22 protein-coding genes and 2 tRNA genes are annotated in these 25997 nt (G+C 63.5%); 16 read left to right on the top strand and 8 right to left on the bottom strand.

What is annotated here, in order from left to right; genetic code table 11:
* The first annotated feature begins 3 nt into the window (after positions 1-3).
* Positions 4-798, top strand: a complete 795-nt coding sequence (locus HDG34_RS14245) for an ABC transporter substrate-binding protein (protein ID WP_184060920.1) — start codon at positions 4-6, stop codon at positions 796-798.
* 141 nt (positions 799-939) lie between these two features.
* Positions 940-1812 (top strand): AraC family transcriptional regulator, encoded by an 873-nt coding sequence (locus HDG34_RS14240; RefSeq protein ID WP_184060919.1) that lies wholly within the window; start codon positions 940-942, stop codon positions 1810-1812.
* 40 nt (positions 1813-1852) lie between these two features.
* Here the strand turns inward: HDG34_RS14240 and HDG34_RS14235 are convergent, their stop codons facing one another.
* Positions 1853-2440 carry a LysE family translocator gene (locus HDG34_RS14235; RefSeq protein WP_184060918.1) on the bottom strand — a complete coding sequence of 196 codons (588 nt, stop codon included), beginning with the start codon at positions 2438-2440 and terminating at the stop codon, positions 1853-1855.
* A gap of 495 nt (positions 2441-2935) precedes the next feature.
* On the opposite strand from HDG34_RS14235, the gene HDG34_RS14230 reads away from it, so the two are divergent.
* A complete protein-coding gene (locus HDG34_RS14230; protein ID WP_260321165.1) occupies positions 2936-4393 on the top strand; it encodes a sensor domain-containing diguanylate cyclase in 1458 nt (485 codons plus the stop codon).
* 114 nt (positions 4394-4507) lie between these two features.
* On the opposite strand, the gene HDG34_RS14225 is transcribed toward HDG34_RS14230, so the two are convergent.
* Together HDG34_RS14225 and HDG34_RS14220 are read right to left on the bottom strand one after the other, a co-directional pair.
* Entirely contained in the window at positions 4508-5263 is a 756-nt protein-coding gene (locus HDG34_RS14225) for a complement resistance protein TraT (RefSeq protein ID WP_184060916.1), read from the bottom strand.
* Between the two features lie 365 nt (positions 5264-5628).
* A tRNA-Lys gene (locus HDG34_RS14220) sits at positions 5629-5704 on the bottom strand.
* 200 nt (positions 5705-5904) lie between these two features.
* Here HDG34_RS14220 and HDG34_RS14215 point away from each other — a divergent pair.
* Complete coding sequence (locus HDG34_RS14215) at positions 5905-6306, top strand: PaaI family thioesterase (RefSeq protein ID WP_184060915.1); 402 nt, start codon at positions 5905-5907, stop codon at positions 6304-6306.
* A gap of 78 nt (positions 6307-6384) precedes the next feature.
* Positions 6385-7263 carry a patatin-like phospholipase family protein gene (locus HDG34_RS14210; protein WP_090805505.1) on the top strand — a complete coding sequence of 293 codons (879 nt, stop codon included), beginning with the start codon at positions 6385-6387 and terminating at the stop codon, positions 7261-7263.
* 58 nt (positions 7264-7321) lie between these two features.
* Here HDG34_RS14210 and HDG34_RS14205 read toward each other — a convergent pair whose 3' ends face one another.
* Positions 7322-8335 carry a D-2-hydroxyacid dehydrogenase family protein gene (locus tag HDG34_RS14205; protein WP_184025762.1) on the bottom strand — a complete coding sequence of 338 codons (1014 nt, stop codon included), beginning with the start codon at positions 8333-8335 and terminating at the stop codon, positions 7322-7324.
* Between the two features lie 386 nt (positions 8336-8721).
* On the opposite strand from HDG34_RS14205, the gene HDG34_RS14200 reads away from it, so the two are divergent.
* Complete coding sequence (locus HDG34_RS14200) at positions 8722-10578, top strand: phosphoenolpyruvate carboxykinase (GTP) (RefSeq protein ID WP_184060914.1); 1857 nt, start codon at positions 8722-8724, stop codon at positions 10576-10578.
* 12 nt (positions 10579-10590) lie between these two features.
* On the opposite strand, the gene HDG34_RS14195 is transcribed toward HDG34_RS14200, so the two are convergent.
* Positions 10591-10860, bottom strand: coding sequence for a hypothetical protein (locus HDG34_RS14195; RefSeq protein WP_184146061.1), 270 nt, complete (start codon positions 10858-10860; stop codon positions 10591-10593).
* 60 nt (positions 10861-10920) lie between these two features.
* Between HDG34_RS14195 and HDG34_RS14190 the strand changes: the two genes are divergently transcribed.
* Positions 10921-12027 (top strand): LysR family transcriptional regulator, encoded by a 1107-nt coding sequence (locus HDG34_RS14190; RefSeq protein ID WP_090802249.1) that lies wholly within the window; start codon positions 10921-10923, stop codon positions 12025-12027.
* Between the two features lie 188 nt (positions 12028-12215).
* Here the strand turns inward: HDG34_RS14190 and HDG34_RS14185 are convergent, their stop codons facing one another.
* The 3 genes from HDG34_RS14185 to dprA form a co-directional block, all read right to left on the bottom strand.
* Positions 12216-14882, bottom strand: coding sequence for a DNA topoisomerase III (locus tag HDG34_RS14185; RefSeq protein WP_184060912.1), 2667 nt, complete (start codon positions 14880-14882; stop codon positions 12216-12218).
* Between the two features lie 309 nt (positions 14883-15191).
* On the bottom strand, positions 15192-15569 hold the full coding sequence (locus tag HDG34_RS14180) for a thioredoxin family protein (RefSeq protein ID WP_018418960.1): 378 nt from the start codon (positions 15567-15569) through the stop codon (positions 15192-15194).
* Between the two features lie 101 nt (positions 15570-15670).
* Complete coding sequence (dprA, locus tag HDG34_RS14175) at positions 15671-16900, bottom strand: DNA-processing protein DprA (RefSeq protein WP_184060911.1); 1230 nt, start codon at positions 16898-16900, stop codon at positions 15671-15673.
* 277 nt (positions 16901-17177) lie between these two features.
* Here dprA and def point away from each other — a divergent pair, with 277 nt between their 5' ends.
* The 9 genes from def to HDG34_RS14130 all read left to right on the top strand — a co-directional run bounded on the left by def (position 17178) and on the right by HDG34_RS14130 (position 25938).
* Complete coding sequence (gene def / locus HDG34_RS14170; RefSeq protein ID WP_090805503.1) at positions 17178-17681, top strand: peptide deformylase; 504 nt, start codon at positions 17178-17180, stop codon at positions 17679-17681.
* A 30-nt stretch (positions 17682-17711) separates the two neighbouring features.
* A complete protein-coding gene (gene fmt, locus HDG34_RS14165) occupies positions 17712-18707 on the top strand; it encodes a methionyl-tRNA formyltransferase (protein WP_184060910.1) in 996 nt (331 codons plus the stop codon).
* 116 nt (positions 18708-18823) lie between these two features.
* The gene (locus tag HDG34_RS14160) at positions 18824-19465 is read left to right on the top strand and encodes a LysE family translocator (RefSeq protein WP_184060909.1); all 642 of its coding nucleotides are present in this window, start codon (positions 18824-18826) and stop codon (positions 19463-19465) included.
* A gap of 105 nt (positions 19466-19570) precedes the next feature.
* On the top strand, positions 19571-20428 hold the full coding sequence (gene htpX, locus HDG34_RS14155) for a zinc metalloprotease HtpX (RefSeq protein WP_018418965.1): 858 nt from the start codon (positions 19571-19573) through the stop codon (positions 20426-20428).
* A 199-nt stretch (positions 20429-20627) separates the two neighbouring features.
* Positions 20628-22067, top strand: coding sequence for a 16S rRNA (cytosine(967)-C(5))-methyltransferase RsmB (rsmB, locus tag HDG34_RS14150; RefSeq protein ID WP_184060908.1), 1440 nt, complete (start codon positions 20628-20630; stop codon positions 22065-22067).
* A complete protein-coding gene (locus HDG34_RS14145) occupies positions 22064-22663 on the top strand; it encodes a DUF4390 domain-containing protein (protein ID WP_184025788.1) in 600 nt (199 codons plus the stop codon). Before rsmB ends, HDG34_RS14145 begins: the two co-directional genes overlap by 4 nt.
* Positions 22653-25079, top strand: a complete 2427-nt coding sequence (locus HDG34_RS14140) for a PAS domain-containing sensor histidine kinase (protein ID WP_184060907.1) — start codon at positions 22653-22655, stop codon at positions 25077-25079. Before HDG34_RS14145 ends, HDG34_RS14140 begins: the two co-directional genes overlap by 11 nt.
* On the top strand, positions 25080-25769 hold the full coding sequence (gene esaR, locus HDG34_RS14135; protein ID WP_184051110.1) for a response regulator transcription factor EsaR: 690 nt from the start codon (positions 25080-25082) through the stop codon (positions 25767-25769). It begins immediately after the preceding gene.
* 93 nt (positions 25770-25862) lie between these two features.
* Positions 25863-25938 (top strand) — tRNA-Phe (locus HDG34_RS14130).
* Positions 25939-25997: the final 59 nt, after the last annotated feature.

The following is a 25997-nucleotide window of genomic DNA, read 5'->3' as shown; positions in this document are numbered from 1 at the left end:
GTCATGAAGTTGCTCAAGTGCTTGTTGGCGCTGGCCTGTGCCGGCGCGTCGCTCGCAGCATCGTCGGCCGCAAGCGCCGCCGATACCGCGACGCTGCGTTTCGGCCTCGAAGCGCAGTACCCGCCGTTCGAGTCGAAAGGACCGAACGGCGAACTGCAAGGGCTCGATATCGACGTGGGCAACGCGGTCTGCGCGGCCGCGCACATGACGTGCAAGTGGGTCGAAACCTCGTTCGACGGCCTGATTCCGGCGCTGCAAGGCCGCAAGTTCGACGCGATCAATTCAGCGATGAACGCGACCGAGCAGCGCCGCCAGGCGATCGATTTCACGACCGTCGTCTATCGCGTGCCGTCGCAGCTGATCGCGCGCAGCGACAGCGGTTTGCAGCCGACGCCTGAGTCGCTGAAGGGCAAGCGCATCGGCGTACTGCAAGGCTCGATTCAGGAGACCTTCGCTAAGGTGCATTGGGAACCGGCCGGCGTGATCGTGCTGCCGTATCAGGACCAGAACCAGGTCTATGCCGATCTGACGGCTGGCCGTCTCGACGGCACGCTGGTGCTCGCGCCGGCCGGACAAACGGGCTTTCTGTCGAAGCCCGAAGGTAAGGGCTACGCGTTCGTCGGTCAGCCTGTGCGTGACGACAAGATTCTCGGCAGCGGCATCGCATACGGCATTCGCAAGGGTGATACCGCGCTGCGCGATCAGTTGAACGCCGCGATCGCGAAGGTGCAAGCCGACGGCACGGTGAAGACGCTGGCCGCGAAATATCTCGGCAATATCGACGTCAGCGCGAAGTAATCGCGTCGCGTTCGGCCGGCGGCGCCGTTTGCGAGCGGCGCCGCGCGTTCGCTTGTTGGCCATGCGTTTGACGGCTACGATACGTAGGCTTCGCGAAGTCGGAGACAACGGCGAAGTCGGCGGATCAACCGGAGAGCGCGCATGAGCGAGACGATCGAAGCGGCAAGCGCTGCGAACACCGCACGCGCAAAAGGCGCAGACGCGCCGCGCTTCTGGCGCAGCGCGGCGCTGCCGTTCATCGAGGCGCGTTCCATCGACGATGGCCGCAAGGTCTGCTACGCCAAACATTCGCACGAAACGTTTTCGATCGGCGCGGTGACGGGAGGCCGCAGCGTGTACCTGAACCGCCACGCGCGGGAATGGGTCGGCGCGGGCGCCGTCGTGATGATGAACCCCGACGATGTGCACGCGTGCAACCCGGTTGCCGGCGAGCGGTGGTCGTATCGGATGCTGCACGTCGACGTTGCGTGGTTCACGAAACTGCAGCACGAGCTGGGCTTCAACGAGAACCATGCGTTCCGCGCGTTTTCGCAGATCATGACGCTCGATGCCGCGCTGTTCGACGGCCTGAACCGGCTGTGCGCGATTCTCGCCGGTAACGACGACGACAACGACACCCTGCGCAAGGAAAGCGCGACCATCACCTTCTTCTCCAGCGTGCAGCAAACGCTCAATCCGGCGAGCCTGCCCGAGCGTGCCGTGAGCGGCCAACTCGCGCGTGCGGCGGAGTACATCGCCGAAAACTGCACGCGCGCGCTGAAACTCGACGATGTGTGCGAAGCCACCGGGCTGTCCGCGTCGCACCTGATACGCGCGTTCAAGCTGCGCTACGGCATGACGCCCCACGCGTATCTGATCAACCGACGCATCCAGTACAGTCGCGGGCAACTGCGGCGCGGGGCACTGATCGCCGATGTCGCGCTCGATGCCGGCTTCGCCGATCAGGCGCATTTGCAGCGCACCTTCAAGCGGCTGGTGGCGGCGACGCCGGGCCAATATCGCAGTGGAGCGTGACGCGGCATCAAGCCGCCTCGGGAAGCAGGCGCGGCTCGCGTCACTCGACGAGCAGATACATCGCACTGAGCGCGAGCAGCGCCGCCATCACGCGATTGAACACCCGGACCCGCTTCGCTTCACGCAGATGCCTGCGCAAAAACGTGCCGGCATACGCCCAGCTCGCGATCGATAGATAGCAGATCACGAAGTACAGCGCCGTGAATTGCCAGACGAGCCCGCCGTCGCCGCCTGCCGCATACGCGCTCATGCCGGCCAGCGACGCGAGCCACGCCTTTGGATTGAGCCATTGCATGGCCGCGCCGTGCGCGAACGACGGCCCGCGCGCCGGCTTGTCCGCGCCGAGCTGGCCGTCATCGATGGTGAGCTTGTAGGCCATGTAGAGCAGAAAGCCCACGCCCGCCCATTTGACGATCTCGATCAGATTGGGAAAGCGCGCGAGCAATTCGTGCAGGCCGAGGCCGATCAACAGAAGCAGCAACGTGAAACCGACCGTCGCGCCAGTGACGTGCCGCAGACTCGCGGCGAGCCCGTGCTGCGCGCCGGCGCTCAGCGCGACGACGTTGACCGGGCCGGGAGAAATGGAACTGGCGAGCGCGAACGCGGCCATCGAGAGTAATGCGGTCATCGGATGCCTCGAAACGTGAGTGTGCGAATGGATTGCGACGCTCAACGGTAACGAGGCGGCGAGGGCATGTATTGAAGGAAATTGCCCAATCGATAAGAAGCTAAAACCGCTGCGGCTTCAACGGTTCACAAAAACATTAGGCGATGACGCGATGATTCGATAACAAACACGCGTTTGAATTTAAAAAAGAAATACGCGCAAACGTTACCGAGGAAAAACAATTTTTGAATTATCAGGTAAATTCTATTTATCGAAACTTATGATATGCCCCTATGTAGCGGGCGATTATTCGGCCCGATAAACAGTCCGAAGCCTCGAAAATGCGTGATTCCACTTGCGTATGGATTCGCTATCTGCTGGTGCTCTGTTTCAACAAACCGGAAGCGTAGTGAGCACTTCGACAAACTGAGTCCCGCCGTTGGAAACGCAGAGCACATGATCCACAAAAGAAAGGCCCGGTTTCGCGTCCTGATCGCACGGGCGCGCAGATGGCGGATGCCACGCGATGGTGTCATCTACGCGGGATGCGGCGTGGTGCTCGCAATGCTCGCGCTGTGTGGCTACGCGCTGTATCAGAGCCGCGAGGATGCGATTGCGCGCGCACTCGATTCGACGCGCGATGTCGCGACGATCACCGAGCGCGATATCGCGCGCAATTTCGAGCTGTACGCGCTGTCGCTGCAGGCCGTCGCCGATGGCCTCGGGCGTCCGGGCGTGCTCGATTCGCCGCGTTTGCGGCGCGAGATCCTGTTCGATCGCGCGGCGACCGGGCAATACGTCGGCGCGATGGTGGTGATCGACGCGCTGGGCAACGTCGTGATCGATTCGGATAGCGACGTGCCGCGCGGGGGAAACCTCTCGGACCGTCCGTACTTCAGGATTCATCGTGAAGATCCGGATCTCGGGCTCGATGTCAGCGCGCCGTACAACTCGAGACTCAGACCCGGTTCGCGCAGCATCGCGCTGAGCCGGCGACTGTCCCGGCCTGACGGATCGTTTGCGGGAATCGTCGCGCTCGGTATCGATCAGGAGTATTTCACGAGCCTGTTCGCGGATCTGCGGATCGGGCAGCATGGCTCGGTGTCGATCGTCAGAACGGACGGCACGATCATCGTGCGACGGCCCGACGATCGACACGTGACGGGCAGCGACATCAGCAAGACGGCGTTCTTCCAGCACCTGCTCGCGAAAGACGAGGGCAGCTTAATCGCGTCTTCGCCGCTCGATGGCGCCGAGCGGCTTTACTCGTTCAGACGGATTCCGCAATTGCCGCTGATCGTGCTGGTCGCCGAGGCGACCGACGATATCTACGCGGGCTGGTGGGGGCGCGCGCTGACGATCGGTTCGCTGATGCTGATCTTCGGGATCGGCGTGATCGTGTTGGCGGCGTGGCTCGGCGCCGAGTTGCAGCGTCGACAGCGGGTGGAGCACGAGCTCGAACGGCTTGCCGGCACGGACGGACTCACCGGCCTGCCCAATCGCCGCGCGCTGTGCGAAACGCTCGAGCGCGAATGGCTGCGCGCGCGCCGCACGGGCAGCGTGTTATCGCTGCTGTTCGTCGATATCGATCACTTCAAAGCCTATAACGATACGTATGGTCATCAGGCCGGCGACGTCGCGCTGACCGCGGTCGCGCGCTGCATCCGCAGGGTGATCCAGCGGCCGGGCGATTGCGTCGGTCGATACGGCGGCGAGGAGTTCGTCGTGGTGCTGCCGGATACCGACGCCGCCGGCGCCGGGGTGGTCGGCGAGAACATCCGCGTGGCGATCGGCGAGTTGGGCATCGCGCACCAGGGCGGCGAGTTCGGTCGCGTGACGGTCAGCATCGGCGCGACCACGTCGCGCTCGGATCGGGTGACGGATGTCAGCGTCGTCGTTCGGGCTGCCGATGAGGCGTTGTATACGGCAAAGGCCCGTGGCAGGAATAGGGTCGCGCAGATGGGAGTTGGGTGACCGGTCGCTCCTGATTTTTCTGCGCCGGAAATGAAGAAGGGTTGCGACGCTTTCGCGTGCAACCCTTTCTGATTTCCGCGACGTGCTACCTCGCGCCGGTTGTCGATGCCTGGATTAGAACGAGCCAGCGATAACGCGCACCAGCCCACTGCGCAGCGGCGGCGCTGCTTCAGCGAACTCGAGATTCACCTTGTTGGCGACGCTCAAGATGCGGGTCTGATACGTACGATAGTTCGTATCTTCGCTGTAGGTCACGGTTGTGCCGCCACTGTTGCCTTGGTGCAGGTTGTGTGTGGAGTTTTCGTGGCTCGCTACGCCACTGTGCTGGCGCTCCTTGATTTGCACGTCGGTAATGGCGGTGCAGTACACGTCTTTAACTGTAGCGTTGGCGACCAGTTCGATCAGACCGCCCGCGAGGGCCGCGCCAGCGATCGGCGCGGCATGCGTGCTACCAAACGATGCCGCGGCGGCCGCGCCAAGAAAGGCACCGCCAAGAGGGGCGCCATATCCGCCGAATGCTTCCTGGGCCGCCGACGGAGCGACCTTGCCTACCTGCAGGATGTTTGCCTGAAGAATATATTGCGCATGGTCGGGGTCTCCGACGATGCGGTATCCCTTGCCCGAGACGGCCGCTTTCACGTCAGCCGCGATGTCGAAATCAGGCTTGTCGGAGGTATTGCGGATCTGCACGAAAACAGTCTTTTTCGAATCGGCGACCGGGTCCAGGAAGATCGTGTCCGACATCTTTGTCTGGACATCGAGGTCGTGCTTGCTGATCGCAACCTGGGTCGCCGCACACCCGGTCAGCAAGCTGGTGGTGCCGGCCGTAGCCAGAAGAACTGCTGTAAGTGCAAGTTTGTTCAATTTCATAATTTCCCCTGTGTTTCTGCAGCAGATCACTACGGTCCCCCTGCTGCACGCTGGCCAATCATTTGAATTAATTTCTTCGCTGATACCCGTCCTTGCATGCTTATGAGGAAAGGAAGGGCATGTGGAATGTCGGCTGCTAGCTTGGGAATCTTTAGGGTTAGAAGCGAAATTATGCTAATTGGGTAATGGCATGGCCATTACGGGGGAGCGGATGTTGGGCGTATGGTGATAGGGCTGCGCAGCTTGCGCAATCTCGCAGTAGTTTGCGAATGGGTGTGCCGCAGCCGCGTTGTCCCATTTGCCTGCACAGGCGCCAGAACGCAAAAAGCCCGGTCGCAGTGACCGGGCTTTTTGCTTGAATCTGGTGGTGGGGCGTGAGTGACTCGAACACTCGACCTACGGATTAAGAGTCCGCTGCTCTACCAACTGAGCTAACGCCCCAACAAGAACGAAATTATGCAGGATCTTTTTGAGATTGCCAAGCCCTTTTCGCAGTGTTATTAAAAAGATCGCATCGCCCGAACTTGGGCGTTCCCTCGACAAAGCCGCCATCCCGAAAACATCGACGCGTCCGGCGCTGCCGGTATCATGTCGCGGACACCTCCCGCACGCAGCATCGCGGCTTTCGCCCGGGGATTCCCATGGATGACAAAGAGATTACCGAGCTGCTCGACCGAGTTCTCGCCCCATGGGTCCGGGCGCTCACGTTGACGCCGATCAAGGTCGACGAGGAAAGTGCCACGCTGCGTCTGCCGTTCTCTGGCGAGTGGCGACACTCGGGCGGCATGATCAGCGGCCAGGTATTCATGGCGGCCGCGGATACGGCGATGGTCGTCGCCATCACCGCCGCGCTCGGCGGCTTCAAGCCGATGAGCACGGTGTCGCTGAACATCAACTTCATGCGCGCGGTCCGCAAGGGCGATGTGCTGATCAAGGCGCGCGTGCTGCGCATGGGCCGCAATCTCGTGTTTGGCGAAGTCGAACTGTTCGACGAAGGCGGCAACATGGCGGTTCAAGCCACTACGACTTACGCGCTGCTCTAGTGAATGCGCGTCGGACCCGAGGGGGCCGCCAACACAATCTGCGCGCAGCAAGAGCAAAGGAAAGCAAGGAAAAGCAGCATGTTCGATCAGGTCGTATTCGCCGGCGGCGGCAACCGCTGCTGGTGGCAGGCGGGTTTCTGGGACGTCGTGCAGCCGCAGCTCGACATCCGTCCGCGCGTGATCACCGGCATTTCGGCCGGCGCCGCAACCGCGTGCATGATTTACACGCGCGGCGACGCCGACTGGGTTATGCGCTATTACGAAGACGCACTGCGCCATAACACGCGCAACGCCTACTGGGGCAATCTGCTGCGCGGCGAGTCGGTGTTCCCGCATTACCGGATCTACCGTCAGGCGCTGCTCGATATCTATGGCGACAAGTTTTCCAGGCTCGCGCAGGCGCCGGAAATCCGCATCGGCGTGTCGCATCTGCCGCGCTGGCTCGGCGCGAGAAGTGCGGTCGCGGCAGGGCTGGTCGCGTACAACATCGAAAAATACGTGCGCAAGACGCTGCATCCGACGCTCGGTCGGACGCTTGGCTTTCATCCGGAATTCGTGCGCGCGCAGGATTGCGCGAGCGTCGACGAGTTGGCCGACCTGATCCTGCAATCGTCGAGTACACCGCCGTTCACGCCGGTTCTGCGGCGCAACGGCCGGCCGGTGCTGGACGGCGGCATGGTCGACAACGTGCCGGTCGGCGCGTTAGATGCCGACGCGCCCGGCAACGTGCTCGTGATGGTCACGCGTCTTTATCCGCGGCCGCAGATGTTCGTCGTGCCACACGGCGTGCAGCAGCGGCTTTACGTGCAACCGTCGCGCAAGGTGCCGATTTCGAGTTGGGATTACACGAGTCCGTCGCAGATGGTGCACGCCTATAACCTTGGCCGTGCCGACGGTGAGGTCTTCCTTGAACGCATCCCTGCATTGATGGAGGCGGGAGCGCACGAAGCGCGATGAGCGACGCGACAGGGCGGGGCGGGCACACAGCTGATCCGCCGGCCGCCTCGCCCACCAATCACCGCCGACGCCCGCCCTGCAACGCCTCCGGATTCGCGACACTGGCGGTATCGCCGGCATCGAACGCGAGGATGTTGTTGAACGCCGCCGAAAAATACAGCTCGTAGCTCTCGCGCTCCACGTAGCCGATGTGCGGCGTGCAGATCACGTTCTCCATGCGCAGCAGGCTATAGCCTTGCAGGATCGGCTCGCTTTCGTAGACGTCGATCGCGACCATCCCCGGACGGTTGTGCGACAGCGCGTTCACGAGCGCACTCTCTTCGAGCAGCTCGGCGCGGCTCGTGTTCACGAGCAGCGCGGTCGGTTTCATGCGCATCAAATCGTCCTGCTTGACGATGCCACGCGTGTCGTCGTGCAGACGCAGATGCAGGGACAGCACATCGCTGGTCTCGAACAGTTCCTCACGACTCGCCGCGACGCTGTAGCCATCGGCGCGAGCGGCTTCGCGCGAGTGCTCGCGGCCCCAGATCAGCACGTTCATGCCGAACGCCTTGCCGTAGCCAGCGAGCAGTCGGCCGATCTTGCCGTAGCCCCAGATCCCTAGCGTCTGTCCGCGCAGCACTTGCCCCAAACCGAAGTTCGGCGGCAGCGCCGACGTCTTCAGCCCCGACTGCTGCCAGGCGCCCTGTTTAAGGTTTGCCACGTATTGCGGAATACGCCGTTGGGCGGCCATGATGAGTGCCCACGTCAGTTCGGCCGGCGCGACCGGCGAACCGCTGCCCTCGAGCACGGCAATGCCGCGCTCGGTACAGGCCGCTAGATCGATGTGGCTCGACACTTTGCCAGTCTGACTGATCATGCGCAAACGCGGCAGCTTGTCGAGTAGTTGCGACGTGATGCGGGTACGCTCGCGAATCAGAACGAGGGCGTCGACTTCCGCAAGACGGCTCGCAAGTTGTCCGAGACCGCGCACGGTATTGTTGAATACTTTGACTTCCTGGTCGGCCAGCAATTGAAAGCAGTCGAGCTTGCGAACGGCGTCCTGGTAATCGTCGAGGATGGCAATCTTCATGGTATGTAATTTGCGGCGCACCTCGTTGGTGCGAACCGAATGTTATGCTGACTGTCCCATCATGTGACTTAGCTCACACGTTGGTCTGGCTAGATGTCCTACCGTAGAAGCTGTCGCACACAAACGAACGGCAACGCTACGTGAGGGCGAATTGAGAACGTTTTTAGCAGTTTGTTGCGTGTTGAGGCAAGCCGCTTTACACAAGGTTGCAGAAGCCTTGTAGGAAGCGCGCCTCCGCCTGGCAAGCTGTGTGGCCCAGGACGATCTGCGCGATCATGCGCCGCCAGTGGAAAATTGACACGTCGGCGCGATGAATTCAATGCCTCTCGCATGCAGCGTCCCCGGGCTTGTACCGTTTTTCTATTGCTTCAAACGGAGACAAGTCGATGAATCATCCCTCGTTCGAAGGCCAGCCCACTATCGAGGCGCCCACATGGATCAAACACCGCAAGCTGATCGACTGGGTCCAGCGCATCGCCGCGCTGACCAAGCCTGAAAAAGTGGTCTGGTGCGACGGCTCGCAGGAAGAATATGACCGCCTGTGCGCGCAGATGGTCGAAGCCGGAACGCTGAAGAAACTCAACCCCGCCAAGCGTCCCAATTCCTATCTCGCCTGGTCCGATCCGTCCGACGTCGCGCGCGTCGAGGATCGCACCTTCATCTGCTCGCAGCGCGCCGAGGACGCCGGCCCCACCAACAACTGGATCGCCCCGGCCGAAATGCGCTCGACGCTCGACGGCCTGTTCGATGGCGCGATGCGCGGCCGCACGATGTACGTGGTGCCGTTCTCGATGGGCCCGCTCGGCTCGCCGATCGCGCATATCGGCGTCGAGTTGAGCGACAGCCCGTACGTCGCGACCAATATGCGCATCATGACGCGCATGGGCCGCAAGGTGTATGACGTGCTCGGCGAGGACGGCGAGTTCGTGCCATGCGTGCATTCGGTCGGCGCGCCGCTCGCGGCGGGCGAGCAGGACGTGTCGTGGCCTTGCAACAAGACCAAGTACATCGTGCATTTCCCCGAATCGCGCGAAATCTGGAGCTTTGGCTCGGGCTATGGCGGCAATGCGCTGCTCGGCAAGAAGTGCTTCGCGCTGCGCATCGCATCGACGATGGGCCGCGACGAGGGCTGGCTCGCCGAACACATGCTGATTCTCGGCGTCACCTCGCCGGACGGGCGCAAGCATCACGTGGCGGCGGCGTTTCCGTCGGCGTGCGGCAAGACCAACTTTGCGATGCTGATCCCGCCGGCGGGCCTGAACGGCTGGAAAATCTCGACGATCGGCGACGACATCGCGTGGATCAAGCCGGGCAAGGACGGCCGCCTGTACGCGATCAATCCGGAAGCCGGCTACTTCGGCGTTGCGCCGGGCACGAGCGAAAAGACCAACTACAATGCGCTCGCCACGTTGAAGGAAAACGTGATCTTCACGAACGTCGCGCTGACCGACGACGGCGACGTCTGGTGGGAGGGCATGACCGACGAGCCGCCGGCGCATCTGATCGACTGGCAGGGCAAGGACTGGACGCCGGCCGAGGCAAAGGAAACCGGCCGCAAGGCGGCGCATCCGAACGCGCGCTTCACGGCGCCGGCTTCGCAGTGCCCGTCGATCGACGCGGACTGGGAAAACCCGGCCGGTGTCGCAATCGACGCATTCATCTTCGGTGGCCGCCGCTCGACCACCGTGCCGCTCGTCACTGAAGCGCGCAACTGGGTCGAGGGCGTCTACATGGCGGCGACGATGGGCTCTGAAACCACCGCCGCGGCGGCTGGACAACAGGGCGTGGTGCGCCGCGATCCGTTCGCGATGCTGCCGTTCTGCGGCTACAACATGAGCGACTATTTCACTCATTGGCTGAAGACCGGCGAGCGTCTGCAGCAGTTGAGCGCGAAGCTGCCGAAAATCTTCTGCGTGAACTGGTTCCGCAAGGGCGCGGACGGCAAGTTCGTGTGGCCTGGCTTCGGCGAGAACATGCGCGTGCTGAGCTGGATGGTCGGCCGCATCGAAGGCACCGCGCAGGGCGAAGAGCATGCGTTCGGCATTTCGCCGCACTATGAGGACATCGACTGGAGCGGGCTGAACTTCAGCCGCGAGCAGTTCGAGCAGGTGATTTCCGTCGATGACGCTGCATGGCGCGACGAGCTCGTGTTGCACGCGAAGCTGTTTGACACGCTGCAACACGGTCTGCCGCCGGCACTGACTGAGGCGAAGCGCGCGCTCGAGGAAAAACTTACAGCGTGATTATGTGAGTGCTCACTCAGCATAAAAAGCCGCCCTCGGGCGGTTTTTTCGTTGGGCGCCCGGTTTACTTCCGTTTTTTCGAGTTCCGCAACGGCCGAACGACCGTTGCGTCTGTTCGAACAAAAAAGACAGAGCAAGATGCAGCGCAGCAGATTGTTTTTGATTTGGGAATAATCGCTGGTCAGACCCCGGTTTTATCGACACAGTCGTACCAAAATTGACAATATTTCCTATTTTGCGGGCAACTTCTGCACGATTTTGCGAGTCGTAGGAGAATTCCAAGTTCGCTTCACTGGTTTTCACCAATTGTCAGGAAGCAGTAACAAGGCAGGGAGTTGTCATATGGATCATTTGCAGTCGATGCGAGTTTTCGTCAAGGTGGCGGATCTCGGCAGTTTTGCCCGCGCCGCGAGCGCCATGGATATTTCCAACGCGGTCGCCACCCGTCACGTTGCCGACCTCGAGGGCCGTCTTGGTACGCGGCTGCTCAATCGCACGACCCGCAGCTTGTCGCTGACCGAATCCGGTCAGGTCTACCTCGAGCGCGCCCGTCAGATTCTCGACGAACTGGAAGACGTCGAACAGATGGTGGTCGCTCGCAATCACGAACCCGTCGGCACGCTACGCATCGTCGCGCCCGTCGTGTTCGGGCTGCATAACCTCGCGCCCGTGCTGCAAACGTACGCGGAGCGCTATCCAAAAGTCATTCCCGACGTCACGCTGGTCGATCGTCAGGTGGACCTCGTCGAGGAGGGCTTCGACGTCGGCGTCGTGATCGCGCGGCAAATGCGCAGCGCGAGTATCGTTACGCGGCGTCTGACCACGGGCTGCATGACCGTCTGCGCGACGCCGGCTTATCTGGAAAAGCATGGCATGCCGACGCGTCCCGAACATCTGCTCGAGCACCCGTGCCTGAGCCTGCCATCCGAATACTGGGGCGATGAACGCGTGTTTACGGGGCCGGAAGGCGAAGTGCGCGTGCGGCCGTCGAACGTGATCGTCGCGAACAACACGGAGATGCTGAGACAGTTTGCGCTGCTCGGCATGGGCACCGCGATTCTGCCGAGCTATCTGATCGGTCGCGACATGACGCGCGGCCGGCTCGTGCGTTTGCTCGGCGATTACCGTTTGCCGCAGGTCGAGATCAATATTGCGTACCCAAGCCGCCGTCACCTGCCGGCCAAGGTGCGCACGTTCATCGACCATCTGGTCGAGCACTTCAACCAGACGCCGAACAGCGTGCTCGGCGAGCAGTGGATCAAGGACGGCCTGGAGCGTCCGGCGACCTCGGCCGCGTTCGAGACTGCCGAGTCGCGCGCACCGGAAGCGTTCGATGGCGCCGAGCCGCTGTCGCGGCTTCTCGATAGCGAGCTGTCGCCGGCCGTGCCGAAGCCGATGACGAAGTCGTCCAATCGCAGTCCACGCCCGACGGCGTTATCGCCGCTGTAAATCTCTGAATGTCGAAGCCCGCAGCGATGCGGGCCGGCATTAAAAAGGCGCAGTCACCTCAAGTGACTGCGCCTTTTTTCATGGACAGATGCGGACTACGCCGCGGGCTGTGCACGGATCGCCGACTGCGGTGGCTAATGTAGCTATTCCTGCTACCACCGCGAGCCGCCGATCCGAATCTCGCCCTACTAGCCGGTTTTTCGCGCCGCGGTCTTTTTCGCCGGTGCCTTCCTGGCCGCCGCGGTCTTGGCGGCGGGCGCCTTCTTCGCCGCCACCTTCTTTTCCGCCGGCTCGGCCTTCACGGCCACCGCGGTATCACCTTCGTCCGCTTCCGGCATCGCCTTGGCCGCGGAACGAGCACCCGAAGTCTTCGCCGCTGCGGTCTTCGCCGCCGCCGGCTCCTTCTTCTCGAATTCGAAGCCGATCTTGCCGTCGTTCTGCTTGACAAGGAAAGCTTTGAAGTTACGGCCGGTACGCGACGACTTGAAGTTCGTCAGCAGATCGGTGCGACCCTCCTCGAGCAGTTTGGCCATCTGCTCGCGGGCGATTTCCTGCTGCAGGATCACCTTGCCGGAACGGAAGTCGCACGACTTCGGATTCGCCACCGAGTTTTCGCAGACGTAGCTCATGCCATGCTCGAAAACGCGGCCTTGGCACTTCGGACACGCGCCGACCGGCTGCTGATCGGAGAAGTCGGGCGGCTCGCCGTCTTCGCCGGCCGCGTCCTGGCCGAAGTCGAACTCGAGCTTGTAATTCTTGATCTCGTCGTCGAGCGACAGTTTCAGGATCGCCGAGAACGGCCGCCCCATCTTGCTGCGGAAGCCCGACAGCGGCCCGATCGTCTTGTTCTGCAGCAGTTCTTCGACTTCGGCGATCTCGAACTGACGGCCGCCCGGAATCTTCGAGATCGAGAACTCGCACTTCGAGCACGCGAAACGCCGGTAGTTTTCCTTCACCTGGCCACCGCAATGCGGGCAAGGTGTCTGCAATGTCGCGTAATCGCCCGGGATCGTGTCGGAATCGTATTCCTTCGCGCGCTTGACGATAGTCTGCGTCATGCGCGCGATTTCCTGCATGAACGCGTCGCGTGGCAGGTTGCCGCGCTCCATCTGCGACAGCTTGTATTCCCATTCGCCGGTTAGCTCCGGCGCAGTCAGCTCCTTCACGCCGAGGCCGCGTAGCAGCGTCATCAGCTGGAAGGCCTTGGCGGTCGGAATCAGATCACGTCCTTCGCGGATCAGGTACTTTTCGGTGAGCAGACCTTCGATGATCGCCGCGCGCGTTGCCGGCGTGCCGAGCCCCTTGGCCGCCATCGCTTCGCGCAATTCGTCGTCTTCGACCAGTTTTCCCGCACCTTCCATCGCCGACAGCAGCGTCGCTTCGTTGTAGCGTGCGGGCGGCTTCGTGATCAGTTGCTGCGCGGCGATCTTGTCGGTCTTGACCTTTTCGTCCTTCTGCACCGGCACGAGGTTCGCGTCATCGCCGCTGGTTTCACGGCCGTAGATCTGCAGCCAACCCGGCTCGACGAGCACCTTGCCCTCAGTCTTGAAGTGATGGCCGACCACCTCGGTGATACGCGTCGTCACTCGGGATTCGGCGGCAGGGAAGAACACGGCGAGGAAGCGCTTCACGACGAGGTCGTAGAGCTTCTGCTCCGGCTCGGACAGATTCTTCGGCGCCTGCAGCGTCGGGATGATTGCGAAGTGGTCGCTGATCTTCGAGTTGTCGAAGATGCGCTTGTTCGGTTTCACCCAGCCCTTGTCGAGCACCTGCTTCGCGAACGGCAGGTAGTTGTTGCTCTCCTTGAGCATGCCGAGCGTCTGCTTGACCGTGTCCAGATAGTCTTCGGGCAACGCGCGCGCGTCGGTTCGCGGATAGGTCAGTACCTTGTGCTTTTCGTACAGCGCCTGAGCGAGACCCAGCGTGTTCTTCGCCGAAAAGCCGAAGCGGCCGTTGGCTTCTCGCTGCAGACTGGTCAGGTCGAAGAGCGCGGGCGACAGCTGCGTCGACGGTTTCGACTCCTCGGTCACCGTGCCGAGCTGGCCGCGGCAAGCCGCGACAATCGTCTCTGCCGCTGGCAACGCCCAGAGGCGCGAATCGCGCTTCTCCGGATCGAACTCGTCGCGCTTGAATTTCGGATCGAACCAGCGGCCTTCGTAGAAGCCGCCCGCGCAGACGAACTCCGCCTTCACTTCCCAGTAGTCGCGCGGCACGAAGCGTCGAATCTTCTCTTCGCGCTCGACGACGATCGAAAGCGTCGGCGTCTGCACGCGCCCGACCGTGGTCAGGAAAAAGCCGCCGCCCTTGCTGTTGAACGCGGTCATCGCGCGCGTGCCGTTGATGCCGACGAGCCAGTCCGCCTCCGAGCGGCAGCGCGCCGCGTCGGCGAGCGGCTGCATCTCTTCGTCGCTGCGCAGACGCGCGAAACCGTCGCGGATCGAGCCGGCCGTCATCGACTGCAGCCACAGCCGTTGCACCGGCTGTTTGGCTTTCGCGTGCTGCGCGATCAGGCGGAAAATCAGTTCGCCCTCGCGCCCCGCGTCGCATGCGTTGATCAGACGGTCGATGTCCTTGCGCTTCATCAGCCTGGTCAGCACCTTCAGGCGCGACTCGCTCTTCGCGATCGGATTCAGATCGAAATGCGGAGGAATGACGGGCAGATTGGCAAAGCTCCACTTGCCGCGCTTGACTTCGTAGTCGTCGGGCGCGGCGATTTCCAGCAGGTGGCCCACTGCCGATGAAAGGACGTAGTCGTCGCTTTCGTAGTACTCGTCATGCTTGGTAAAGCCGCCCAAAGCGCGCGCGATGTCGTTCGCGACAGAAGGCTTTTCGGCGATGATCAGTGCTTTGGACATGACTCGATGTGAGGTTGGTAGATCCGGGTTGGTGGCCTTGAGGGCCAACATGGCGCGAGACGCTCGCTTGAGACCTCTTTCGATCCAATAACGACCGCTTTATAGCACAAGGTGCGAACCCAACGGGTCAAGTGCCATAAAAAGCGCGTCATCATAATTGCGCGTCCGGCGGTTGATCAACTGCGGCAAACGCCGCGTGCGGACAGCGATGCCAGCCGCGATGCCGTCCCAAATGATCGGCGGGGGCCTGTGCCGCAAGCCGCTCGTCGCGAGGCTTTCCGTTTGACCGGGCGGCGCGCGAGGCCGCCTTCAGGCGACCGCCAGCGCCGGTCGGAGCTTCGGCGCTCCGGTTACGCCGGGCAGCGCGGTCAGATCCGACAGCATCCGCTCGACGATCGACACCTGTGGCAAAACCGTACCGAAAAACCGTGTCGTCACCGAGTCTTCGATCAGGACGGTCGGGAAATTCTCGACGTCCAGATCGTCGAACCGATCCGCATGAGTTTCGATGTCGATCCATGCGAAACAGACTTCCGGGTGCCGCTCGGCCAGTTGGTTGAAGGAGTCCCGGTACTCGCGACACGTTCCGCACCACTCCGCGCACAGGCATGCAACGAACAGCGTGTCGGGTTCGTTGACGCGCTCGGCGATCCGGTCCTGGTCGGTGTCGAGGTTCAGCGCGGGCATGAAGTGATTTCCTTGTGTGTTTTGTCGGGTGCTTTGGCGCGAATGTAGCATGGCCGGTCGCGAAAAGTTGCCAATCTGCATTGACGCCGGTCAGTCTCGGCTCAGTCATGATGGGCTCGCATGAAGCGGCCGCCGGGCAGCAGCGTGACCTCGCCGGCGAGTTCGAGCCGGAGCAAGGCGGCGTGCAGGGCGGCGTTCTCCATCTCGGTACGGGCGGCGAGAATTTCAAGCGTGGTCGGCGAATGGCCGAGCGCGGCGAGCAGACGCTGTGCGTCAGGGGCGAGCGCCGGCTGCGGGGCCGGCCCGGACGCCGGTGAGTCGGCGAAGGCTGCGGTCGTAGCGGGCAAAGCGGTCCCACCCGACGAAACGTGCAAACCCGCATGCTCCAGCGGCACGGCCCGCTTCGCCGAGCGTCTCGCATCGCCCGCCGGCCGCCGGGCAAAACCGAGCTCCTCCAGCACCTCGTCAGGCGTTTCCACGAGCCGCGCTCCCTGCTTGATCATCCGATGACAGCCGCGCGACAACGGCGCGTAAATCGATCCGGGCAACGCGAACACGTCGCGCCCCATCTCATTGGCAAGCCGCGCGGTAATGAGCGAACCGGAACGCATAGCCGCCTCGACGATCACGACTCCGCTGACCAGCCCAGCGATCAGCCGGTTGCGCTGTGGGAAGTTGGCGGCGCGTGCCGGCGTGCCGAGCGGCCACTCCGAGAGAATCGCACCCTGCGCGGCGATCTGCCGCGCGAGCGCTTGATGCGCGGCGGGATAGACGAGGTCCGCGCCGGTGCCGACCACCGCGACCGTTCCGCCGGCACCTTCCAACCCGCCCCGATGCGCGGCGCCGTCGATGCCGAGTGCGAGCCCCGATACGACCGTCACGCCCGCCGCCGACAGTTCTCGCGCGAACCGCCGCGCATCCTCGATGCCCTGCGGCGTCGCGCTGCGGCTGCCGACCAGCGCGACCGCGCGCGTATGCAGCAAATCAAGCCGGCCCTTTATATATAGGAGCGGTGGCGGATCGGGGATCGTCAGCAGCGCGGGCGGATAGGCGGGATCGTCGAGCGTGACGATCTGGTTGCCCGGCTGCTCGCGCCATGCGAGCACCGCATCGAGCTGGCCGTCGAACGCTGGACCCGGCGGCGCCAGCACCGCGCGCGCCGCGGCGTCACCGGCGACCTCCACGAGCGTCTCCGGCGACTGCGCCAACAGCGCCTGCGGCAGCCCGAATGCGCCCAGCAACAGGCGCAACGCCGCGGGTTTTAGGCCCGGCGCAAGTGACAACCGCAGCCAGGCGGCAAGTTCGATACGGGTCGCGGGCAAGGTCTGCATGCGGGTCGCTCCTCTGGCGGGGCCTGCGGGCAGGCGGGCGCCATGCTAAAATTTTCATCATCCGAAATAAAAACGCGGAAATAAAACGGCAATGAGCCGCGAATAATCGCGGCGCCGCGCTTACCGGCGCGGGTTCGTCGTCGGGCGCACGAGGCGCGTTGAATCGAACCGGTTCGACATCATCTATCCTCTGCGTATTACGACAGGCTCACAACCTGGCCAAATGGCCAACGCGAGCCGCCAACGGTTGGCGGCGTCTCAAATCACACTCGAAATCATGGCTTTACTGAGCATCCTCAATTACCCGGACAAACGGCTGCACAAGGTGGCGAAGCCAGTCCCGGAGGTCAACGACCGTATCCGCCGTCTCGTCGCGGACATGGCCGAAACGATGTACGCGGCGCCCGGCGTCGGCCTCGCCGCCACCCAAGTGGACGTGCACGAACGCGTGATCGTGATCGACGTGTCGGAAACGCACGACGAACTGCTCGCGTTCATCAATCCGGAAATCGTCTGGTCGAGCGATGAGAGGAAGTTGTCGGAAGAGGGCTGCCTGTCGGTGCCCGGGATCTACGACAACGTCGAGCGTGCCGAGAAAGTGCGCGTGCGTGCGCTCAACGAGAAGGGCGAAACGTTCGAGCTCGATTGCGAGGGGCTGCTCGCCGTGTGCATTCAGCACGAAATGGATCACCTGATGGGCCACGTGTTCGTCGAGTATCTGTCGCCGCTGAAGCAAACGCGCATCAAGAGCAAGATGAAGAAGCTCGCCCACGCGATGTAACGCGCTTTCAACTTGCCTATCGCCCCATTCATGAGTCATTCGTTGCGCGTCATCTTTGCCGGCACACCGGAATTCGCCGCGGCCGCGCTGGCCGCGATTCATGGCGCCGGGTTTGCCGTGCCGCTCGTCTTGACGCAGCCGGACCGGCCGGCGGGTCGCGGCATGAAGCTGCAGGCGAGTCCGGTCAAGCGCTACGCGCAGGAGCACGGCCTTGCGGTTGCGCAGCCCACGTCGCTGCGCCGCGCTGGCAAATATCCACAGGAAGCCGCCGCCGGCGTCGAGCAACTGCGCGCGACGCCGCACGACGTGATGGTTGTCGCCGCCTACGGGCTGATCCTGCCGCAGGAAGTGCTCGACATTCCGCGCTTCGGCTGCATCAACATCCACGCGTCGCTGCTGCCACGCTGGCGCGGCGCGGCGCCGATTCATCGCGCGATCGAGGCGGGCGACGCGCAAACCGGCATCACGCTGATGCAGATGGACGCTGGACTCGACACCGGCGCGATGATTTCCGAAGTACGCACCCCCATCTCCGCCGACGACACCACCGCCACGCTGCACGACCGCCTCGCCGGGGACGGCGCGCAACTGATCGTCGACGCACTGATCGAGCTCGAGCGCAGCGGCAAGCTGACGTCGATCCCGCAACCGGCCGACGGCGTGACCTACGCCGAGAAAATCGCCAAGCACGAAGCGGCGCTCGACTGGCGCCGGCCGGCCGAGGCGCTTGCGCGTCAGGTGCGCGCGTTCGACCCGTTCCCCGGCGGCGCCGGCACGCTCGACGACGGCAGCACCGTCAAGATCTGGGCCGCCACCGCCGTGGCCTCGCCGGCGTCGGGCAGCAACAAGGCGCCAGGCACCATCGTCGAGGTTGCGCCCGACGGCGTGCTGGTCGCTTGCGGCGAAGGTGCACTGCGTCTGACGCAATTGCAGAAGCCCGGCGGCAAGCGCCTGCCGGTGCGCGAATTCCTTGCTGGCTCGCCGCTCGCCGCAGGCCAGCGCTTCCAGCTTCCCGAGGCGCAATAAGCGCGTCTCGCACGCCGGAGCATCGTCCATTCGGCCGGTGTTCTCCGCGCCCGCCGCGAGCGCGACGCGCGTTAGAATCCTCCATGCAGCAGACCAGGTTTTCGAGGGTGCATCACATGTTCGGCATCGTCCATTTCGAGTTTTTCATCGTCGCGGTTTTTCTCCTGAACATCACGCCGGGGCCGGATACCGCTTATATCGTCGGGCGCAGCGTCGCCCAGGGCCGCGGCGCGGGGCTGATGTCGGCGCTCGGCATTTCGGCGGGCTGTTGCATTCACTCGCTTGCCTGCGCGTTTGGACTGACCGCGCTGCTGGCCGCGTCGGCGACGGCGTTCACCATCGTCAAATTCGTCGGCGCGATTTATCTGATCTATCTGGGGGTGCGCCTGATCTTCACGAAACCGGCCGCGGATGCGCCGGTCGGCGACGCGCGCGCGTCGTCCACGCCGAAGTCGCTGCGGCAGTTGTTCCTGCAAGGCTTCTGGACCAACGTTCTGAACCCGAAAGTCGTGCTGTTCTTCGTGTCGTTCTTCCCGCAATTCGTCACGACGGGCAGCGAACACAAGACCTTCGCGTTTCTCACGCTCGGCGCGGTCTTCGTGCTGATGAGCATGGTCTGGAACAGCTTCGTCGCGTGGATCGCGGGAAGCGTCACGCAGCGTTTCTCGGGCAAACCGGTGGTCAAGCGCTGGCTCGATCGCGGCGTCGGCAGCGCGTTCGTCGGCCTGGGCATCAAACTCGCGAGCGCCGCGCGATGATTGAATTTTCCCGCATCGCCCATATCTAACATTTCGCTTACAGTCTGGCGCCGCAATCGCGCGGCACGGAGATGAAGGCCACGCTCGGGGCAAGGAGTTGCAGACATGTTTAACTGGGTGAAAACCGCGATGTTGATGGCCGCGATTACGGCCCTTTTCATCGTGATCGGCGGGATGATCGGCGGGTCGCGCGGCATGATGGTCGCGCTCGTGATCGCCCTTGGGATGAATTTCTTCTCGTACTGGTTCTCCGACAAGATGGTCCTGCGCATGTACAACGCGCAGGAAGTCGACGAAAACAGCGCGCCGCAGTTCTATCGGATGGTGCGCGATCTCGCCACGCGCGCGAACCTGCCGATGCCGCGCGTCTACCTGATCAACGAAGACGCGCCGAACGCGTTCGCCACCGGCCGCAACCCGGAGCACGCGGCAGTCGCGGCGACCACCGGCATTCTGCGCGTACTGTCCGAGCGCGAAATGCGCGGCGTAATGGCGCACGAACTCGCGCACGTGAAGCATCGCGACATTCTGATCTCGACGATTTCGGCGACCATGGCCGGCGCGATTTCCGCGTTGGCGAACTTCGCGATGTTCTTCGGCGGCCGCGACGAAAACGGCCGTCCCGCGAACCCGATCGCGAGCATCGCGGTTGCGCTGCTCGCGCCGATTGCGGGTGCGTTGATCCAGATGGCGATTTCGCGTGCGCGCGAATTCGAAGCCGACCGGGGCGGCGCGCAGATTTCGGGCGACCCGCAGGCACTGGCGTCGGCGCTCGACAAGATCCATCGCTATGCGAGCGGCATTCCGTTCCCGACGGCCGAGGCGCATCCGGCCACCGCGCAGATGATGATCATGAATCCGCTGTCGGGCGGCGGTATCGCGAGTCTGTTCTCGACGCACCCGGCGACCGAGGAACGCATCGCGCGTTTGATGGAAATGGCGCGCACCGGGCGCTTCGACTGAGGCGCCGCGTCGCTCGGCGCGTCGAGCCTGAAGTACTGAAGAGCGGGCCCGCGAGGCCCGCTTTTTTTCGCACCGTTCGTCGCCACTGCGCGACAGCGTCTGCGGCCACCACCCACGCATGGCAGCGCCCCACCGGCGCCACGCTACAATGTGCGCTGATTGCGCCGCGCGCACCGTGCGGCTTGCCCTTGCTCCCTTCATGACTCCAAAGCCTTCTTCGCGTTCTGCTTCCTCGTCGGCGCATTCGCGCGAATCCCGTTTGTCGACGCTGCAACTGTCGCCCGAATCGCTCGGGTTCGCACTCGATTGCGCGGCCCAGGCCGTCGGCGCCGTGCGTCTCGGCGCGGCCTTGCCCGCGGCGCTGCAAAGCGTTTTCGTGGCGGTGCCCGAGGACAACGCCGCAGCGGCGCGCGGCGCGGTGCAGGATATCGCCTATCGCACGATGCGCCGTCTCGCAACCGCCGAGTGGCTGATCGCGAAGCTGGTGAAGAAGGCGCCTCCGCCGCACGTCGCGCATGTGCTCGCGTGCGCGCTCGCGCTGCTCGTCGACGACGAAGCGAGCGCCGCCTACACGCCGTTCACGGTCGTCGACCAGGCGGTCAGGGTGATTGGCGCGCGTCGCGAGTTCGCGTTCGCGAAGGGGCTCGTCAACGCGGTGCTGCGCAACTTCTTGCGCGAGCGCGACACGTTGCTCGCCTCGGTGCAAGCCGATGAAGTAGCGCGCTGGAACTATCCGGCCTGGTGGATCGACGCGGTGAAGCGCGCATGGCCCGAGGCGTGGCAATCGGTGCTGGCCGCCGGCAACACGCAAGGTCCGCTGACGTTGCGCGTGAACGCGCGTCATTCGACGGTCGACGCCTATCTGCAAGTGCTGCAACGCCAGCAGATCGCCGCAAGCAAGGCTGGCGAGTACGCGGTCACGCTCGCGACGCCAATGCCGGTCGAGCGCATTCCGGGCTTCAGCGAAGGTGTCGTGTCCGTGCAGGACGCAGGGGCGCAACTCGCCGCGCAATTGCTCGGCGTGCGCGACGGCATGCGCGTGCTCGACGCATGCGCGGCCCCTGGCGGCAAGACCGGGCATCTGCTCGAGCTCGCCAACATTCAAGTGGTTGCGCTCGAAAGCGATGCGTCTCGCGCGCGCCGCATCGGCGAAAACCTGCGGCGTCTGAAGCTCGAAGCGGAAGTGCGCATCGGCGACGCGGGCAACCCCGCGCAGTGGCACGACGACCTCGACCAGCCGTTCGACCGCATCCTCGCCGACGTGCCGTGCTCGGCGTCGGGCATCGTGCGGCGTCATCCGGATATTCGCTGGCTGCGTCGTCAGTCCGATATCGCCGCGCTCGTCGCCGAACAGCGCCGCATTCTCGACGCGCTGTGGCCGCTCGTGAAACCGGGCGGCGAGATGCTTTACGTCACCTGTTCGATCTTCCCCGAAGAGGGCGAGTTGCAGGCACAGTGGTTTGGAAACCAGCACCAGGATGCGGTACGATTGGACGCGCCGGGGCAGCTTTTACCCTCAGTTGCCCGCGCGCCCGCCGACCCATCGGCCGGTTCTCATGCTGGACGACCCGCTGAATTCAGCGCCGGCACGAACTCAGACCACGACGGATTTTTCTACGCGCGCTTTCAGAAACGGTGACCATAAAACGCTTCTTCCCGCTTCGGCTCGCTGCCGTGCTCTGGATCGCGCTGGCCGTCTGGCTTGCAGCGCCGGGCGCGGCGCACGCTGACTCGATAGCGGTGCAGCGGGCGTCGCTGCAGGCCGACAACGGCGGCTGGAGTCTCGACGCGCATTTCGAATTCCAGCTGAACAGCAATCTCGAAGACGCGGTCAACAAAGGCATTCCGCTTTATTTCACGACCGATTTCGAACTGAGCCGGCCGCGCTGGTACTGGTTCGACGAGCAGCCGGTCAGCGTGTCGCAAAGTTTGCGGCTGTCGTTCCAGCCACTCACGCGCGAATATCGCGTGTCGAGCGTGCAGTCGGGCGGCTTGCAGCTCGGCTTTTCCACGCTCAACGATGCGCTCGCGGTGATCAAGCACGTGACGTCGTGGCACGTGATCGACCGCAATCAGGTGCGGGTCGGCGAAACCTATAACGCGTCCGTGCGCATGCAACTCGACATCGGGCTGATGCCCAAGCCGTTCCAGATCGACGCGGTGAACAACCGCGACTGGAACCTCGCCTCCGATTGGAAGCGCTTCACTTTCACGGCCGCCGATCGTGCTAAATAAAGTGCGCTCATCTTCCACCAGTGTCAGCAGCATCGTCGTGCGCGTGCTCGTGTCGACGGTCGCGGTGACGGCCGTGTTGCTGCTCGTGTTGCTGGCCGCCGCCAGCGCGAACACCGAATTCTTCGACCGCTATTACCAGTGGCTGTATGCGGCCAACGTCGCGGTCGCGTTGATCTTTCTGCTGGTGGTGGCGACGCTCGTCGTCATCATCATCGTGCGATTACGCACGGGCAAATTCGGCACACGGCTGCTCGCGAAGCTCGCGTTCTTCATGGCGCTGGTCGGTGTGGTGCCGGGCGGCATCATCTACATCGTGTCGTATCAGTTCGTGTCGCGCAGCATCGAGTCGTGGTTCGACGTGAACGTCGAAACCGCGCTCGCGTCCGGCCTCAACCTCGGGCGCGGCATGCTCGACGCGTCGCTGTCCGATCTGCAGACGAAGGCGCGTCTGATGTCCGAGCAGCTCGCGAGCGCGGATGCGGCCGGCACCACGTTGACGCTGCTGCGTTTGCGCGACCAGTTCGGTGTGCAGGACGCGACGATCGTCGAGCCGACCCGCAGCATGTCTGGCGCGACGCCGGACATGCACGTGGTCGCGCAGGCGTCCGGCAACTACGCGATGCTGCTGCCGAACGATCTGCCGACACCGCTGATGATCGAGCAGGCGCGTGGCCATGGCTATGCGGCGATCGAAGGCGAAGTGGACGGCGATCCGAATGCGCACGGCGGCAAGGGAGCGCTGCGTCTGCGCGTGGTGCAGCGTATTCCCGATGCGAACGCGTCGCTATTGCAGCCCGCCGAGCGCTTCCTGCAACTGACGCAGCCGGTCTCGACGACACTCGCGCGCAATGCCGACTCGGTGCAGCGCGCGTATCGCGAGTATCAGGAGAAGGCGCTCGGCCGCACCGGCTTGCGCAAGATGTACATCGGCACGCTGACCCTGTCGCTGTTTCTCGCGACTTTCATCGCGATGATGCTCGCGCTGGCGCTCGGCAATCAGCTCGCGCGGCCGCTATTCCTGCTCGCGCAGGGCACGAAGGAAATCACCGAGGGCGACTACACGCCAAAGCGCGAGATCAAGTCGCGCGACGAACTCGGTTTCCTCACGCAGTCGTTCAATGCGATGACGCGGCAGTTGTCGGAAGCGCGCGGGGCGGTCGAGAAAAATCGTATCGCGCTCGAGCATTCGAAGGCGTATCTCGAGAGCATCCTCGCGAACCTGACCGCGGGTGTGTTCGTGTTCGACCGGCAATTCCGGCTGACCACCGCGAATCGAGGCGCCGAGCGGATTTTCCGTCAGCCGTTCCAGACGGTGCTCGGCTCGTCGCTCGATCAGATCGGCGTGCTCGGCGAATTCGGCGCGATGGTGCGCAAGGCATTCGCCGATCGCGAAGCGGCGAGTGAAGACGGCCATGACGACAACGGCCATTGGCAGCAGCAGTTCTCGGTGCCGGTGCCCGGCGAAACCGAGCCGCTCACGCTGCTCGTGCGCGGCGCGCGCCTCGTCGCGGCGAACGAGCGCGACGCTGAGGGCATGCAGACCGCGGGCTACGTGATCGTGTTCGACGACATCTCCGACGTGATCTCCGCGCAGCGTTCGATCGCATGGGGCGAAGTCGCGCGGCGCCTCGCGCACGAGATCAAGAATCCGCTCACGCCGATTCAACTGTCGGCCGAACGATTGCAGATGAAGCTCGCCGACAAGCTCGCGCCGTCGGATGCGGACGTGCTGAAGCGCGGCGCGACGACGATCGTCAATCAGGTCGCCGCGATGAAGCAGATGGTCGACGATTTCCGCGACTACGCGCGCACACCGCCCGCGGTACTCGCGCATCTGCAATTGAATGGTCTGGTCAGCGAGGTGCTCACGCTGTACGGTATCGAAGAAGGCAAGGGCGCGATCCAGGTCGAGCTGGCGACCTTGCCCGCGATACGCGGCGACGCGACGCAGTTGCGACAGGTGATCCACAACCTGCTGCAGAACGCGCAGGACGCGGTCGCCGAAGTCGCGCATCCGCGTGTTTTGCTCGAGACGAGGACAGTAGAATACGGAGACCCCGACGCGCAAGGCAAGGCGCGCGTCGCGGTCCGTCTGACAGTGTCGGACAACGGACCAGGCTTCCCCGCGCGTATCCTCACGCGCGCGTTCGAGCCGTACGTGACGACCAAGGCCAAGGGTACGGGTCTGGGACTTGCGATGGTCAAGAAGATCGTCGACGAACATGGCGCGCGCATCGACATTCGCAATCGCATGAAGGCCGGCGACGTGATCGAAGGCGCGCAGATTTCGATTCTCTTCCTTCAACTGGCGGACGACCCCGCGCAGCCGGGTGCACCTGGTTCGGGTGCCCATCCGGCGCACGGCGGCGCGTCGCAGGGAACGACAAAAGCAACAGTGCAGACAAGGGCAGCGTAAATGGCAACCATCCTGGTGGTAGATGATGAAATGGGCATCCGGGAACTGCTCTCGGAGATCCTCAGCGACGAGGGACACGTCGTGGAGGCCGCTGAAAACGCGCAGGAGGCGCGCGAGTTCCGTCTGCGTCAGGCGCCGGACCTCGTGCTGCTCGACATCTGGATGCCGGACACCGACGGCGTGACGCTGCTCAAGGAATGGGCCGCGCAAGGTCAATTGACGATGCCCGTGATCATGATGTCCGGTCACGCGACGATCGACACCGCGGTCGAGGCCACCAAGATCGGCGCGCTCAACTTCCTCGAAAAGCCGATCGCGTTGCAGAAGCTATTAAAGGCGGTCGAGCAGGGACTCGCGCGTGGTAACGCGGCGGCCGTGCCTGGCGGCGTGGCTGCGAAGCCGGCGTTGCCGGTCAGCGCATCGTCAGTCGCGTCGGCGGCCGCGTTGCCGATACTGTCGTCCGATGGCGTCGGCGGCGGCACGCTCGTCGCGCAAACCGCGTCGATCTCGTTCGACATTCCGCTGCGCGATGCGCGCGATGCGTTCGAGCGCGCGTACTTCGAATATCACCTCGCGCGCGAGAACGGCAGCATGACGCGTGTCGCGGAGAAGACCGGTCTCGAGCGCACGCATCTTTATCGCAAGCTGAAGCAACTCGGCGTCGATCTCGGCAAGAACAAAGGGGAGTGAGCGCCACGTGTTGCATGCGAACGCGGCCCGGCAGATTATTTATGAAAGGGCTTGCTGAACTGCGGATCGCTTGATATAGTTTCGTTCTTCGTTGGCCCGGTAGCTCAGTTGGTAGAGCAGCGGATTGAAAATCCGCGTGTCGGTGGTTCGATTCCGCCCCAGGCCACCAGGATTCAGCCCCAGGAAATCGCAAGATTCCCTGGGGCTTTTCCGTTTGGCGGGCAAGTC

It is taken from the genome of Paraburkholderia sp. HC6.4b, assembly GCF_014200875.1.
In the GTDB taxonomy this organism is placed as follows: domain Bacteria; phylum Pseudomonadota; class Gammaproteobacteria; order Burkholderiales; family Burkholderiaceae; genus Paraburkholderia; species Paraburkholderia tuberum.
The sequence above is the reverse complement of the archived record's forward strand: the minus strand, read 5'-3'. Positions and strand labels throughout refer to the sequence as shown.

Bases quoted from the DNA above. Each gene is read 5' to 3' on its own strand.
- HDG34_RS14180 (WP_018418960.1), bottom strand. From the start codon at position 15,569: ATGCCCGCGCTGAACCTCGACACCGACCAGGACCGGATCGCCGAGCGC.
- def (WP_090805503.1), top strand. From the start codon at position 17,178: ATGGCTTTACTGAGCATCCTCAATTACCCGGACAAACGGCTGCACAAG.
- HDG34_RS14205 (WP_184025762.1), bottom strand. From the start codon at position 8,335: ATGAAGATTGCCATCCTCGACGATTACCAGGACGCCGTTCGCAAGCTC.
- HDG34_RS14185 (WP_184060912.1), bottom strand. From the start codon at position 14,882: ATGTCCAAAGCACTGATCATCGCCGAAAAGCCTTCTGTCGCGAACGAC.
- HDG34_RS14160 (WP_184060909.1), top strand. From the start codon at position 18,824: ATGTTCGGCATCGTCCATTTCGAGTTTTTCATCGTCGCGGTTTTTCTC.
- HDG34_RS14235 (WP_184060918.1), bottom strand. From the start codon at position 2,440: ATGACCGCATTACTCTCGATGGCCGCGTTCGCGCTCGCCAGTTCCATT.
- HDG34_RS14225 (WP_184060916.1), bottom strand. From the start codon at position 5,263: ATGAAATTGAACAAACTTGCACTTACAGCAGTTCTTCTGGCTACGGCC.
- rsmB (WP_184060908.1), top strand. From the start codon at position 20,628: ATGACTCCAAAGCCTTCTTCGCGTTCTGCTTCCTCGTCGGCGCATTCG.
- HDG34_RS14240 (WP_184060919.1), top strand. From the start codon at position 940: ATGAGCGAGACGATCGAAGCGGCAAGCGCTGCGAACACCGCACGCGCA.
- HDG34_RS14245 (WP_184060920.1), top strand. From the start codon at position 4: ATGAAGTTGCTCAAGTGCTTGTTGGCGCTGGCCTGTGCCGGCGCGTCG.
- HDG34_RS14190 (WP_090802249.1), top strand. From the start codon at position 10,921: ATGGATCATTTGCAGTCGATGCGAGTTTTCGTCAAGGTGGCGGATCTC.
- dprA (WP_184060911.1), bottom strand. From the start codon at position 16,900: ATGCAGACCTTGCCCGCGACCCGTATCGAACTTGCCGCCTGGCTGCGG.
- fmt (WP_184060910.1), top strand. From the start codon at position 17,712: ATGAGTCATTCGTTGCGCGTCATCTTTGCCGGCACACCGGAATTCGCC.
- HDG34_RS14215 (WP_184060915.1), top strand. From the start codon at position 5,905: ATGGATGACAAAGAGATTACCGAGCTGCTCGACCGAGTTCTCGCCCCA.
- esaR (WP_184051110.1), top strand. From the start codon at position 25,080: ATGGCAACCATCCTGGTGGTAGATGATGAAATGGGCATCCGGGAACTG.
- HDG34_RS14200 (WP_184060914.1), top strand. From the start codon at position 8,722: ATGAATCATCCCTCGTTCGAAGGCCAGCCCACTATCGAGGCGCCCACA.
- HDG34_RS14210 (WP_090805505.1), top strand. From the start codon at position 6,385: ATGTTCGATCAGGTCGTATTCGCCGGCGGCGGCAACCGCTGCTGGTGG.
- htpX (WP_018418965.1), top strand. From the start codon at position 19,571: ATGTTTAACTGGGTGAAAACCGCGATGTTGATGGCCGCGATTACGGCC.
- HDG34_RS14230 (WP_260321165.1), top strand. From the start codon at position 2,936: ATGCCACGCGATGGTGTCATCTACGCGGGATGCGGCGTGGTGCTCGCA.